Origin of the sequence: Collinsella ihumii (assembly GCF_030385545.1) — a bacterium.
Lineage (GTDB): Bacteria > Actinomycetota > Coriobacteriia > Coriobacteriales > Coriobacteriaceae > Collinsella > Collinsella ihumii.
This window is the reverse complement of sequence record NZ_JAUEIQ010000007.1, coordinates 127,695-141,556: the sequence shown is the minus strand read 5'-3', so window position 1 is coordinate 141,556 and position 13,862 is coordinate 127,695. Positions and strand designations below refer to the sequence as shown.

At 65.7% G+C, this 13,862-nt stretch carries 11 protein-coding genes; 10 read left to right on the top strand and 1 reads right to left on the bottom strand.

Annotated elements, in window-relative coordinates:
• Positions 1 to 195 precede the first annotated feature (195 nt).
• The 3 genes from QVN30_RS08115 to QVN30_RS08105 all read left to right on the top strand — a co-directional run bounded on the left by QVN30_RS08115 (position 196) and on the right by QVN30_RS08105 (position 4,616).
• Entirely contained in the window at positions 196 to 1,467 is a 1,272-nt protein-coding gene (locus QVN30_RS08115) for a C40 family peptidase (RefSeq protein WP_289836020.1), read from the top strand.
• Positions 1,468 to 1,553: 86 nt separating this feature from the next.
• Positions 1,554 to 3,611, top strand: coding sequence for a murein biosynthesis integral membrane protein MurJ (murJ, locus tag QVN30_RS08110; protein WP_289836019.1), 2,058 nt, complete (start codon positions 1,554 to 1,556; stop codon positions 3,609 to 3,611).
• Positions 3,612 to 3,653: 42 nt separating this feature from the next.
• Positions 3,654 to 4,616, top strand: a complete 963-nt coding sequence (locus tag QVN30_RS08105) for a lipid II:glycine glycyltransferase FemX (RefSeq protein WP_289836018.1) — start codon at positions 3,654 to 3,656, stop codon at positions 4,614 to 4,616.
• A 194-nt stretch (positions 4,617 to 4,810) separates the two neighbouring features.
• Here the strand turns inward: QVN30_RS08105 and QVN30_RS08100 are convergent, their stop codons facing one another.
• Positions 4,811 to 6,046 (bottom strand): carboxylate--amine ligase, encoded by a 1,236-nt coding sequence (locus tag QVN30_RS08100; RefSeq protein WP_289836017.1) that lies wholly within the window; start codon positions 6,044 to 6,046, stop codon positions 4,811 to 4,813.
• 76 nt (positions 6,047 to 6,122) lie between these two features.
• Here QVN30_RS08100 and uvrC point away from each other — a divergent pair, with 76 nt between their 5' ends.
• The 7 genes from uvrC to tpiA all read left to right on the top strand — a co-directional run bounded on the left by uvrC (position 6,123) and on the right by tpiA (position 13,861).
• Positions 6,123 to 8,021, top strand: coding sequence for an excinuclease ABC subunit UvrC (gene uvrC / locus QVN30_RS08095; RefSeq protein WP_204565038.1), 1,899 nt, complete (start codon positions 6,123 to 6,125; stop codon positions 8,019 to 8,021).
• 192 nt (positions 8,022 to 8,213) lie between these two features.
• On the top strand, positions 8,214 to 8,462 hold the full coding sequence (locus tag QVN30_RS08090; protein WP_435051633.1) for an ROK family protein: 249 nt from the start codon (positions 8,214 to 8,216) through the stop codon (positions 8,460 to 8,462).
• 171 nt (positions 8,463 to 8,633) lie between these two features.
• Positions 8,634 to 9,575, top strand: coding sequence for an RNase adapter RapZ (gene rapZ / locus QVN30_RS08085; protein ID WP_289836016.1), 942 nt, complete (start codon positions 8,634 to 8,636; stop codon positions 9,573 to 9,575).
• Between the two features lie 54 nt (positions 9,576 to 9,629).
• Complete coding sequence (whiA, locus tag QVN30_RS08080; protein WP_066834479.1) at positions 9,630 to 10,583, top strand: DNA-binding protein WhiA; 954 nt, start codon at positions 9,630 to 9,632, stop codon at positions 10,581 to 10,583.
• A 165-nt stretch (positions 10,584 to 10,748) separates the two neighbouring features.
• On the top strand, positions 10,749 to 11,774 hold the full coding sequence (gene gap, locus QVN30_RS08075) for a type I glyceraldehyde-3-phosphate dehydrogenase (RefSeq protein ID WP_289836014.1): 1,026 nt from the start codon (positions 10,749 to 10,751) through the stop codon (positions 11,772 to 11,774).
• A 133-nt stretch (positions 11,775 to 11,907) separates the two neighbouring features.
• The gene (locus tag QVN30_RS08070; RefSeq protein WP_289827353.1) at positions 11,908 to 13,101 is read left to right on the top strand and encodes a phosphoglycerate kinase; all 1,194 of its coding nucleotides are present in this window, start codon (positions 11,908 to 11,910) and stop codon (positions 13,099 to 13,101) included.
• Complete coding sequence (gene tpiA / locus QVN30_RS08065; RefSeq protein WP_289836013.1) at positions 13,091 to 13,861, top strand: triose-phosphate isomerase; 771 nt, start codon at positions 13,091 to 13,093, stop codon at positions 13,859 to 13,861. The genes QVN30_RS08070 and tpiA overlap by 11 nt, the downstream gene beginning before the upstream one ends.
• The last annotated feature ends 1 nt before the right edge of the window (position 13,862 follow it).

Below are 13,862 nucleotides of genomic sequence, written 5' to 3'. Positions count from 1 at the left end.
ATGGGATGCGCCGCGGACGCACTGAATCGCCCTTAATTCGCACCCTCTCAAGCTTGACTTGAACTTTAAAGATATGTGGATTTGCTGTACCGGTGGCATGAAGGCTCTTTGCGTTCGGGGGAAGCACGTTAGCCGGGACGTGACAACATTGCTATAGTAGAGCCTGCATCTAGTCGATCGAGAGGATCTTTGCGCATGAAGCTCAAACGCACCCGAACCACGCTCGCGCTTCTGCTGTCCGGTGCTCTGACGTTCAGCACGGTTCCGGTGGCTCTGTATGCTGAGCCCACCGCGACGCTTCAAGACCAGGTTGACGAGGCCTACTCCACGCTCATGACCTATACCCAGGAACTTGAGTATGCCAACAACCAGCTGTTCCAGGTGCAGGAGGATCTCGCCTCCATCCAGGAGCAGATCAAGCAGACCGAAAGCGATATCGCCACCAAGCAGGCCGAGCTCGAGGAGGGGCAGGCAGCGCTTTCCGACCGCGTCTCGGTCCTGTACAAGCAGGGCGGCTTCAACCTGATGTCCGTGGTGCTGGGCGTGTCCGATTTCGAGGAGCTCTTCTCGCGTGTCTACTACGCGAACAAGGTTGCCGAGCAGGACGCCGCGCTCGTGAATTCGGTCAAGACGACCAAGGCCGAACTCGAGGAGAAGCAGAGCGCCCTTGCGGCCCAGGAGGCCGAGCAGAAGCAGCTCGTGTCCGACCAGGAGGCCAAGACCTCCGAGGTCCAGACGAAGCTCTCCGCCCAGCAGAGCTATTACAACGGTCTCGACAGCGAGCTGCAAACCCAGCTTGCGGCCGAGGCGGCGGCTCGCGCTGCCGAGGCGGCGGCCGAGGCCGAGCGCGCCCAGGAGCAGGAGAATAACAGCGACGGCGGTTCCACCACCGATACCACGACGGGCGGCGATACCAACACGGACGCGAACACGCCCGATGCGTCGACCCCGTCCGGGGGCACCTCGAGCCCCTCGACTCCGAACACGCCGTCTGGCGGCGGTTCGGACAACACCGTGACGACGCCCGACCCCGAGCCCGAGCCTGAGCCTGAGCCCCCGACCGATACGGGCAACACCGATTCCGGCAACGCGCCCTCCGGTGTCGTCGACGTCGCGCTCGCCCAGGTCGGCAAGCCCTACGTGTGGGCCGCCTCCGGTCCGGATTCGTTCGATTGCTCCGGCCTGACCTCCTACGCCTATCGCCAGATGGGCATCTCCATCCCGCATTCTTCCCAGTCGCAGTACAACCTGGTCTCCTCCAAGGGCCATCTCGTGTACAGCGTCAGCGCGCTGAGCCCCGGTGACCTCGTGTTCTGGGGTTACGGCGGAAGCGGCAGCTCCATCTACCACGTGGGCATGTACATCGGCGGCGGCCAGTACGTCCATGCGTCCATGCCGGGCGTCGGCGTCGTGGTCGGCACGCTGTCCACGGGCGGCAACTTCGCCGGCGGCGGTTCTCCGGTGTAAGGGTTCCTGCCTCCACACACATCTGTCCGAAGCGGCGGGACCCCGGGTTTCCCGGGGTCCCGTTTTATTGACGAATAGGGGATGCGATGGACGACGAGTTCCAGACGAACGCGGACGAGCCGAAACCGCGCGGCGCGCACTTTGCGCCCCGATCCCAAGATGCCGACGAGACGGTGCGCGGCGCCCATGCGGCCGCGCCGAGCCACATGACTGCGCCGAGCCACATGACGGTGGCCTCGTCCTCACCCGATGAGACCACGCAGTTCATCTTGGCCGCTCAGAGCCAGGAGGCGCGCCACGCACGGCGATACGCGCCGCGCCCCGACGAGACCATCGCCTACCTGACCGCCGCCGAGAGCGCCCGGCTGGGCATGGAGTCCGGTTTCGAGGGAGCCGACGTGCCGTCCGCTCCGTTCGCATCCGATGAGACCGTCGATGCCGATGGCGTCATCGCCTGCCCCGATACCGCGGACCAGACCACGGGCGACCTCCCCGCGCTGGACGACTTCGCCCCCGCCGACCCCGACGAGGAGGAGACCGAGGAGGAGGTCGAGCAGCTGGCCTCCCGCAAGGCCAACGGTGTGAGCCTGCTCGTCATCATCAGTCGCATCACGGGCTTCGGGCGCACCATGGCGCAGGCCAACGCGCTGTCGGGTGCGCTCATGGCGGTCGCGAGCTGCTACACGGTCGCCTCGACCATGCCGAACTTCCTCTACGAGCTCGTCATGGGCGGCATGCTCATCACCTCCTTTTTGCCGGTGTACCTGTCGGTTCGCAAGCGGCTCGGCCGGGACGGCGCGGCCGCCTACGCGTCCAACCTGCTTTCGCTCGTGCTGCTGCTCATGGGCGCCATGTCCATTCTGTGCTTCATCTTCGCGGGGCCGGTCATCTGGACCCAATCGGCCGGCGCGAGCGAGGACTTCAACTTCGATCTGGCGGTCTGGTTCTTCCGGTTCTTCGCGTTCGAGATCATCCTGTACGGCCTGTCGTCGATCATCTCGGGCGTGCTGAACGCGGAACGCGACTACTTCTGGAGCAACGCGGCGCCGATTCTGAACAACGTCATCACGATCGCGTCGTTTCTGCTGTACGCGTACGTGGTCAACAACGGCATCCTCGACTGGGAGCGGGCGCTCATCATCCTCGCCATCGGCAACCCGCTCGCCGTCGCCACGCAGGTCTTCGTCCAGCTGCCCGCCCTCGCGCGGCATGGCGTGCACCTGCGCCTGCGCATCGACCTGCACGATCCGGCCATCAAGGAGACGCTCGCCATCGGCCTGCCCACGCTCGTGGTGACCTTCGCGTCGTTCCCCACGAGCGCCGTCCAGTCGTCGTGCGCCCTGCAGTGCACGGCCAACGGCGCCGCGATCTCGTACTATTCGCGCGTCTGGTACGTGCTGCCGTATTCCATCCTGGCGATTCCGCTGTCGGTGACGATGTTCACCGAGCTGTCCAACTACCACGTCGCGGGCCGTCTTGACGCCTATCGCCGCGCGGTGGCCTCGGGCATGCGCAAGCTCATGTTCACGCTCATCCCGTGCGCGATGCTTCTGATCGTGTTCGCGCCCTGCCTCATCGCGGCCATCGGCGGCTTCGACGCGGAGGACGCCGCCATGACCTCGATGTACCTGCGCGTGCAGTCGATCGCCCTGCCGTTCTACGCGCTGTCGACCTATCTGCAGAAGGTCTGCTCGTCGCTCATGCGCATGAAGTTCTACGCGATCGCCACCTGCGTGGCCGCCGTGGTCCAGGTGTCGTTCTGTATCGTGCTCACGCCGCTGTACGGCCTGTACGTTGTGCCGTTCTCCTCGACGTTCTTTTTCATCGCGGTCGATGCGGTTACCATCCTGCATATCCGCAAGGAGATCGGTGCCTTCGGTATGATGGAGGTCGTGGCCTCGAGCGTCCGCTCGCTCGCGTTCGGCCTGCTCGGGTCTGCCGTCGGCGCCGCGATCCTGTGGGCGCTCACGAACTTCATGGGCCCGGTCGAGGGCTCGATGGTCCGCGGGTTCGTGTACACTGCGGCTGCCGGCATCCCGGCGCTGCTCGTGACCTATGGCAGCGCGTACGTGCTGCACAAGTCGGAGGCACCGTTCTTCGACGCGCTGTTCGATAAAGCCGCAGGCCTGCTGCGCCGCGCCTAGGCGCCACGCGGGGCTGCTTATTCGCAAGGGAAGGTATCTGCCATGGAGTATCGTCTGATCAACGACGAGGAGACCTGGGACGCGATTCTGCGGGCCCACAACGGTCACCCCATGCAGTCGTGGGGATGGGGCTCGCTCAAGGAGCAGACGGGCTCGTGGATGGCGCACCGCGTGGTGTGCGAGGACGGCGGCAAGTTCGTCTGCGCGGCACAGGTGCTCGAGCGCAAGCTGCCGTGGCCGTTTCGCTCCATCTGCTATGCTGCCCGCGGCCCGGTGACGGAGCGCGACGAGGACGTGCCGCGCGCCGCCGACCTCATCGCCGAGTGGTGCCGCGCGCACGTGCACGCCGTCTCGCTCAAGATCGACCCGGGCGTGTCGGGCATCAAGCTGGGTGACGGCTGGAAAGAGGGGAACAAGATCTTGATCCCGAACACGGCGACGCTCGATCTGACGCCCGACGAAGATGCCATCATGGCCAGCATCCACTCCAAGAAGGCCCGCCAGTACATCCGCAAGGCGGGGCGCTGCGGCGTGGAGATCCGCGTCGCCACGCGGGAGGATCTGCCGGGCATCATGGAGCTCTACCACAACACCGCCGAGCAGGATGACTTCTTCATCCACGAGGACGAGTACTACTACAAGGCGTTCGATGCGATGGCCGACGTCAACCAGCTGTTCGTGGCCGAGGTCGAGGGTCGTCTGCTCGCCTTTTTGTGGAACATCACCATGCCCGCGGCTGCCTTCGAGCTGTGGGGAGGCGTGAACGACGAGGGCAAGCGCCTGCGCGCCAACTACCTGCTGAAATGGCACGCGATGTGCGAGGCCAAGAAGGCGGGCGCCAAGCTCTACGACCTGAACGGCCTGTTCAACGACGGCATCAGCAAGTTCAAGATGCTGTTCGTGAACGAGCCGACGATGTGGATCGGCACGTTCGACAAGCCGCTGAGCCCGCTGTTCGCCGTGTGGGAGCGCGCGCTCACGCTCTACCGCCACTTCTTTAAGTGATCTACTGGGGCTAGGGCGGCGTTACCATAGCGTACAGTCGATGGTTCGCTTACGCGGCTCACGTTGCGGATGGGTCATTTGGGGACGGGTTCGTTTCAACCCATCCCGCGCTTTCCCAGGGAATCGCTGATCAATTCATTCCGCGCCGGGCGGCCCGGTGCCGGGCGCCGCGAAAGCAATCGATCAGCGATTCCCTAGAACGACGTGTCGGTGGGTTCGGGGTAGTAGCGCTTGAACTTGCGTACCTGGTTGAGCTCGGTGAGCATCACGTCGATCATGCGGCGCAGCCCGGCGTCGGCGCGGTAGCGCTGCGGGTCGTACACGCGGCCGGCGCGGATGAGCGCGTCGAGGCGCGCGAGCAGCTTGGGGTCGCGCACGTAGCGACGCACGAGCCTCGTCGGCACGAGCGTGTAGAGGATCTCGTTGTCGATGCGGACCGGCTCGACGCGCCTCCCGTGCACGAGGTCCTCGACGCAGAAGCGCATGGGGTTGGCGCCGGCGGCGCAGTTGTAGTACGAGTTGCGGCCGATGCGCGGGTTCACCTCGAAGAACAGCGAGCGCCCCGTGCGCGGGTCGCGCTTGACGTCGAAGTTGGCGAAGCCGCGGTAGCCGATATCCGACAGCATCTTGGCGCAGCGCTCCCAGATGCCCGGCATGGGCGCGGTGATCATCGCCACGGGGTTGCCCAGCATGGCCGGCGCGTGGTCTTCCAGCAGGACGTTGGCTCCGCCGAACAGCGTCGGGGTGCCCGTGCTGTCGATATACAGCGTGATCGAGTCCATATAGGTGTCGTCGCCGCCGATCAGCTCCTGGACCAGGAAGCTTCCGGCAAAGCCCGCGGCGCGCAGGTCGCGCCAGAGCTCGTCGAGCTGCTCCTGGCGCTCGACGAAGTAGACCTTCTTGAACCCCTGGTTGATGAAGTGCGCGTACTCGGGGGAGAGCGCCGGCTTGGCGACCACGGGGAAGGGCAGCTCGCTCGGCGCGATTGGATCGGTGCCGGCGAGGCGGACGAGCTCGGTTTCGGGCACGTCGAGACCGTTTGCCCGGCACAGCTCGTTGAAGCGGTCCTTGTTCGAGACCTGCTCGATGACCTCGGGGCGCGGCGTGGGCGTCACCACGTAGGGGAGCTCGTCGCGAATCGCCGAGATGGCGGGGATGCAGGGCTCGGAGTTCGTGACGACGACGAGCGTCTTGCCCGGGTTACGCGCGTGGATGCGCTCGAGCGCGGCGCGCACGTCGTCGGCACCGATGGTTTCGACGCGCTCGTGCTCGAAGATGCGGGAATGCAGAATGATGCCGATGGGATCTTGGATCACGGCGACGGCGCGCGTTCCGTAGGCTTCGTGGAATTCGCGGCCGATGGCGTATGCGCCGATGTCTCCGCCCAGGATGACGGGCACGATGTCGGCGTCGTGTTCGGTATGCGCCATGCATCAACCTTTCAGAGGCTATAGTACGATAGCCATCATAGCGTTTAGCACCCGTCTTCGACAGGAGGTCACGAGAATGGCACTCGCCCCGGGCCTTGATCCCGACATCGCCGAGCAGGTCGCCCATGTGCCGACCGATCCCGGCTGCTACCTGTGGAAAAACGCTGAGGGCGAGGTCATCTACGTGGGCAAGGCCAAGAACCTGCGCGCCCGCATGAAGCAGTACGTGATGCTCACCGACGACCGCGAGAAGATCCCGCTCATGATGCAGCTCGTGGCGGGCTTCGACTACATCGTGGTCGACAACGAGCACGAGGCGCTGGTGCTCGAGCGCAACCTGATCGGCCAGTACCATCCGTACTTCAACGTCGACTACAAGGACGACAAGAGCTATCCCTACATCGCGGTGACGCAGGGCGACCTGTTTCCCGCCATCAAGTACACGCGCGAGAAGCACAGGCCCGGCACGCGCTACTTCGGCCCCTACACCGATGCCCGCGCCGCGCGCGAGACGATCGACACGCTGCGCAAGATCTGCCCCATCTGCTCGGGCACGTGCGCGGAATGGAAGCGCGTGAACCGCTTGCTCGCCAAGCATCCCGACGACGCGGACATCATCGGGCTCATCTGCGCGCAGAAGGGGCGCCCGTGCTTCGATTACCACGTGGGCCGCGGCCCCGGGGTGTGCGCCGGCATGATCGCTCCTGAGGAGTACGCGAAAAGCGTGCGGCGCGTGGAGCGCTTCCTATCGGGCCAGCGCCGCGAGCTGGTGGGCGAGCTGAAGGATGACATGGCCGAGGCCGCCGCGAACCTCGATTTCGAGCGGGCGGGGCGCATCAAGCGCAGGCTCGAGGTCATCGACGGGCTCGACGACCGCCAGCAGGTCGTGTTCCCCACGAGCGTGGACATCGACCTCATTGGGTTCTACCGCGAGGAGACGATCGCCGGGGCGTGCGTGTTCGTGGTGCGCGAGGGCCGCACGGTGCGCAGCTGCGAGTTCATCCTGGACAAGGGCCTCGACGTGGCGGAGGAGGAGCTCGTCTCGGGCTTCGTCAAGCGCTATTACGACGAGACGGCGGACATTCCCTCCGAGGTGGACGTGGCGGTCGACCTGGAGGACGCGGAGGTCATCGGCGAGTGGCTCACCGCCAAGCGGGGGCGCAAGTGCGCGCTGCACCGGCCGCAGCGCGGCGAGAAGCGGCACCTGCTCGAGATGTGCGAGCGCAACGCCCGCCATGCGCTCATGCGCTACATGATGCGCACCGGCTATGCCGACGACCGCACGAACCAGGCTCTGCTGCAGCTCGAGAGCGCGCTGGCGCTCGACGAGCCGCCCATGCGGATCGAATGCTTCGACATCTCGACCATCCACGGCCGCTTCACCGTGGCCTCGATGGTCGTGTTCACGAACGGCCGCCCCGACAAGAGCCAGTACCGTCGGTTCAAGATCCGCACCGAGCTCACCGAGGCGAACGACTTCGTGTCCATGTCCGAGGTGCTCGGGCGCCGCTACGCGCCGGAGCGCATGGCCGACGAGCGCTTCGGGTCCCGTCCCGACCTGCTCGTGGTCGACGGCGGTAAGCCTCAGCTGACGGCGGCCATGAACCAGCTCGAGCAGCTGGGGCTCGATATCCCGGTGTGCGGCCTCGCCAAGGCGGACGAGGAGGTGTTCGTCCCCTGGGACGATACGCCGGTCGTGCTGCCGTCGGGCTCGGCGTCGCTGTACCTGATCAAGCAGGTGCGCGACGAGTCGCACCGCTTCGCCATCACGTTCCACCGCGAGTTGCGCGACAAGGCGATGACCGTGAGCGTGCTCGACGAGGTGGAGGGCGTGGGGCCCACGCGCAAGAAGGCGATCATGCGGCATTTCGGCTCCATGAAGAAGCTGCGCGCGGCAAGCGTGGACGACATCGCCGCCGTGAAGGGCGTCCCGCGCGCCGTGGCGCAGGCGGTCTACGACACGCTGCGCGCCTGAGCTTTTGGTCTTTTAGGGACAGGTGATTTTTATTCACGCCGGTGCGAGGGCACCGGCGTGAATAAAAATCACCTGTCCCTAAAAGACCACGTCGTGAAAGTGGTTCTTACTGGCATGCAGGTTGGTACCGCGCCGGGGCCGTCGCGCATGCGCTGGCCCCGGCGCGCCCTCGCTTAAGGTAAGGAGTCCGCGATGGAACAGATGACCATCGCCGCCGTCGACATCGGCGGCACTAAGCTCGCCGCTGCCGTGAGCGAGGCCTGCGGCCTGCCGTGCCGCGTGCTCAACGACGTGCACGCGCACGCCCTGGGCGAGGCGCGCTGGGGCGGCGGGCGCAAGGCGTCCAGCTGCCTGGTCGTCGCCGTGGGCACGGGCATCGGCGGCGCCATCGCGCATCCCACGAGCCTGACCTCCTGGTTCAAGGCTGAGGTCGAGAAGTAGCCGCTTCGGTCGAAGACGACGTCGCTCCGCGGGGCCGGCGCACCTGCCGGCCCCGCGGAGCTGTTTGGGACGGGGCCACCTGCTTCCCGGCAGCCGGGGGCAAATGACCCCGTCCCAAAAAGTTCCACCCGGGTATACTGAAAAGAGTGCGTTTGCCCGAGGAGGTCTTCTATGCCCGCTGCCAACGACAACCCCATCACCAAGGCCGAGCTTGCCGACCGCGTGCCTGACGTCGTGGTCATCACGGGCATGTCCGGATCGGGGCGCACCCAGGCCATGCACGTGTTCGAGGACATGGGCTACTTCTGCATCGACAACCTACCGCCGCGCCTCATCCTGCAGCTCGCCGAGCTCGTGGGCATCAACGCGGGCATCGGGCGCCATCTCGCCGTCACGTGCGACCTGCGCAGCCAGGGTCTGTTCGATGAGCTGCAAGATGCCATCCAGATGCTGCGCGATCACGAGATGAGCTGCAAGATCGTCTTTCTGGAGGCCTCGGACGAGGTGCTCATGCGGCGCTATAACGAGAACCGCCGCCGCCACCCGCTTGCGATGCCCGGCGAGACCACTGCCGACGCCATCCAGCGCGAGCGCGTGCAGCTGGCGAGCATCCGCGAGTGCTCGGACATGATTATCGACACCACGCGCCTGCGCACGAGCGAGCTGCGCGCCAAGCTGCTGGTCGCCTTCTCGGAGCTGACCGACCAGCAGCTCATGGACGTGCGCGTGTTCTCCTTCGGCTTCAAGCACGGCATGCCCGTCGAGGCCGATATCATGATCGACGTGCGCTTCCTGCCGAATCCCTTCTATGACCCCGAGATGCGCAAGCTGACGGGGCTCGACGAGAAGGTGTCGACGTTCGTGCTGGAGAACCCCAAGACCAAGGAGTTCCTCGACGCCTGGTTCAAGCTGCTCGATGCCGTGATGCCCGGCTACGTCGCCGAGGGCAAGCCGCAGCTGTCGATCGCCATCGGGTGCACGGGGGGACAGCACAGAAGCGTCGCCATCGCCGAGGCGACGGCGCACTACCTTGAGCGCCAGTCCTATCACGTGAGCATCTCGCACCGCGACCTCCCGCGCGCGAACCGGACCGCCACGGGCGAGGCGCACTGACGCCCGCACGTCTGAAGGTTCGTGCCGACCCGATACCTGAGAAGGGGTGGATAGATGTCGTTTACCGCCGAGGTGCGCGACGAGCTCGCGCGCTGCGCGCCGACCTGCGAGTACTGCAACATCGCGACGCTCGCGGCGCTCGCCCGCGTCTGCGGCACCCTGAGCGTGCGCGGCGGCGGCCACTACCGCCTGCAGGTGGCGACCGAGACGGGCGCCGTGGCGCGCACCATGATCGGGCTCACCCATCAGATCCTCAAGCTCAAAACCGAGTTCACCGTGCGCAAGAGCGTCTTGCACCGGGTCCGCAACTACCTGATCGCCCTGCCCGACCAGCCCGACCTCGAGAAGGCGCTCGTGCTGCTGGGTATCCTCGACCGCTCCGGAACGCTCGTGCGCGGCATCCCGCACCATGTGGTCGCGCGCGACTGCTGCCGGCTCGCCTACATCCGCGGCAGCCTCATCGCGGGCGGCTTCGTGGCCGACCCGCGCGGCGACTTCCACCTGGAGATCTCGGTGCAGGGCGAGCAGTTCGCCCATGCGCTCGCCGACCTCATCGGGCAGGTGGGCGTGCGCGCCCGCGTGAACCGGCGCCGCTCCTCGTTCGCCGTCTACATCAAGAGCGCCGACGACATCTTGCGCCTTTTGCGCGAGGTGGGGGCGCAGCGCTCGGTCGCCGAGATCGAGGAGGCGCGCGTCGTCAAGTCGGTGAAAAACGCCGTCAATCGCCGGGTGAACGCCGAGCTCGCCAACCAGGGCAGGAGCGCGGGCGCCGCCCAGCGCCAGATGGAGCTCATCGAGCAGGTGAACGCGCTCGGGCTCAGGCAGTCGCTTCCCTCGGCCCTGTCGGCCTTCTGCGACCTGCGCGAATCGCATCCCGACCTGTCGCTTCGCGATCTGGGAGAGATTGCCGACCCCCCGCTTTCGAAGTCGGCGCTCTACCATCGCGTGCTGCGTCTGGAAAAGCTCGTCGAAGCCGCTGGTCCCGATATGAATGAATCGCTTCAATAGCCGTTTTCCTGCGGTTTTGAAGCAATTCAAAGCTCTGAAAATTCTCAATTCGACCCCTATTGTCGTGAAACTCATCACGAAAAAACGGTATATTCTAAGAGGTTTGTTTGTAGGCCTCAGCGGCAGGCAAGGGAACCTGCGGGGGCCTCGCGAAAGGAGACAAGCATGGCAGTAAAGGTTGCGATTAACGGCTTTGGCCGCATCGGTCGTCTCGCGTTCCGTCAGATGTTCGGTCACGAGGGCTCCGAGATCGTTGCTATCAACGACCTCACGTCCCCCGACATGCTTGCGTACCTGCTGAAGTATGACTCCACGCAGGGCAACTACGCTCGCGATCACGAGATCACCTCCGACGAGAACTCCATCACCGTCGACGGCAAGCAGATCACCATCTACAAGGAGGCCGACGCCAAGAACCTCCCGTGGGGCGAGCTGGGCGTCGACGTCGTGCTCGAGTGCACCGGCTTCTACACCTCCAAGGCCAAGGCCCAGGCCCACATCGATGCTGGCGCCAAGAAGGTCGTCATCTCCGCTCCCGCCGGCAACGACCTGCCCACCATCGTCTACAACGTCAACCATGAGACGCTGACGGCCGAGGACAACATCATCTCCGCCGCCTCCTGCACCACCAACTGCCTCGCCCCGATGGCCAAGGGCCTGAACGACTTCGCCCCGATCGTGGCCGGCATCATGACCACCATCCACGCCTGGACCGGCGACCAGATGCCGCTCGACGGCCCGCAGCGCAAGGGCAACAAGCGCCGCAGCCGCGCCTGCGCCATCAACATCGTCCCCAACAGCACCGGCGCCGCCAAGGCCATCGGCCTGGTCCTGCCCGAGCTCAACGGCAAGCTCATCGGTGCCGCCCAGCGCGTCCCGACCCCGACCGGCTCGCTGACCAACCTCTACGCCGTCGTCGACAAGAAGGTCACCGCTGACGAGGTCAACGCTGCCATGAAGGCCTACGCCGCCACCATCTCCGAGACCTTCGGCTACAACGAGGACGACATCGTCTCCACCGACATCATCGGCGAGACCCACGGCTCCATCTTCGACGCCACCCAGACCATGTGCAACGATCTGGGCAACGGCCAGACCCTGGTGCAGGTCGTTTCTTGGTACGACAACGAGAACTCCTACACCTCTCAGATGGTCCGCACCATCAAGTACTTCGAGAAGTTCGTCGGCTAAGCATATCCCGACCAGAGCTTCTTAGCGTCTTGAATTGAGAGGGCGCGGCCTTAAGGCGTATGCCCCAAGGTCGCGCCCTCTTTTCATATGCACTCCGCTTTCGCGGATGCATCAAGTTGAAAGGTAGATGCACATGGCTTTCACCAAGAAGACCGTTCGCGACATCGATGTCGACGGCAAGCGCGTCCTGATGCGCGTTGACTTCAACGTGCCCCTGAAGGACGGCGTCGTGACCGACGACACCCGCGTCCGCGCCGCCATCCCCACCATCTCCTACCTCAAGGAGCACAACGCCAAGATCATCCTCATGAGCCATCTCGGCCGCCCCAAGGGCGACGGCCCCGAGCCCGAGCTCTCCCTGAAGCCGGCTGCCGACAAGCTCGCCGAGCTCACCGGCTTCGACGTCAAGTTCGTCGACGACACCTACGGCGAGAAGGCCGCCGCCGCGGTCGACGCCCTCGAGCCGGGCGACATCCTTGTTCTCGAGAACGTCCGCTTCGACAAGCGCGAGAAGAAGAACGACCCCGAGATCGGCAAGATCCTCGCGTCCTACGGCGACGTGTTCGTGCTCGACGCCTTCGGCACCGCGCACCGCGCCCAGGGCTCCGTGGTGGGCCCGGCCGCGTACCTGCCCGCGGTCGCCGGCTTCCTGCTTGAGAAGGAGGTCGACACCCTGACCAGCATCTTCGCCGAGCCCGAGCGCCCGTTCGTCGCCATCGTCGGCGGCTCCAAGGTGTCCTCCAAGATCGGCGTCCTCGACCACCTCATCGACTCCGCCGACACCCTGATCATCGGCGGCGGCATGGCCTACACCTTCTTCCTGGCCAAGGGCTACGCTGTCGGCACCTCCCTGAAGGAGGAGGACTGGATCGAGCGCGCCGGCGAGATGCTCAAGAAGGCCGAGGACAAGGGCGTCAAGATCCTGCTGCCCATCGACAACATCGTCGCCGACCACTTCGGCGAGGACGCGGTCGGCGAGGTCGTCGACTCCGACAAGATCCCTGCGGACCGCATGGGCATGGACATCGGCCCCAAGACCGAGGCGCTGTACACCGAGGCCATCGCCGGCGCCAAGACCGTGTTCTGGAACGGCCCCATGGGCGTCTTCGAGATGGACCAGTTCGCGCATGGCACCGAGGCCGTCGCGCGCGCCGTGGCCGACTCCGATTGCACCTCGATCATCGGCGGCGGCGACTCCGTGGCCGCTATCAACAAGTTCGGCCTGGCCGACAAGATGAGCTGGATCTCCACCGGCGGTGGCGCCTCCATGGAGCTCGTCGAGGGCAAGGCCCTTCCCGGAGTGGAGGCTCTGAACGATGCCGAGTAACCGCACCCGCCTCATCGCAGGCAACTGGAAGATGAACAACGACGTGGCCGGCGCCGCCAAGCTCGCCGACGAGCTGGCTTGCGCCCTGCCCGAGGTCCCCGAGGGCGTCGAGGTCGTCGTCTGCCCGCCGGCCGTCGACCTGACTACGGTCAACGACCGCATCCAGGCCGCCCCGATCGCGCTCGGCGGCCAGAACGTGTACTGGGAGGCCTCCGGCGCCTACACCGGCGAGACCTCGTGCGACATGCTCAAGAGCGCCGGTGCCACCTACTGCATCATCGGCCACTCCGAGCGCCGCGACTACTTCCACGAGACCGACGAGGACGTCAACCGCAAGGCGAAGGCCCTGATGGCCGCCGGCATCACGCCGATCTCGTGCTGCGGCGAGTCGCTTGAGGTCCGCGAGGCCGGCAAGCACGTCGAGTTCGTCGTCGACCAGATCAAGAAGGACACCGAGGGCCTCGAGATCGCCGATCCCTCCAAGTACGTGATCGCCTACGAGCCCATCTGGGCCATCGGCACGGGCAAGACCGCCACGGCCGACGACGCCCAGGAGGTCTGCGGCGCCATCCGCGCCACGCTCGTCGACGTCTTCGGCGCCGAGACCGCCGCGGGCATCCGCGTGCTGTACGGCGGCTCCGCCAAGCCCGGCAACATCGCCGGCTTCCTCGAGAAGGAGGACGTCGACGGCGCGCTGGTGGGCGGCGCCTCGCTCAAGGCCGCTGACTTCGCCGCCATGGTTGAGAAGGCGGGGGAGTAGA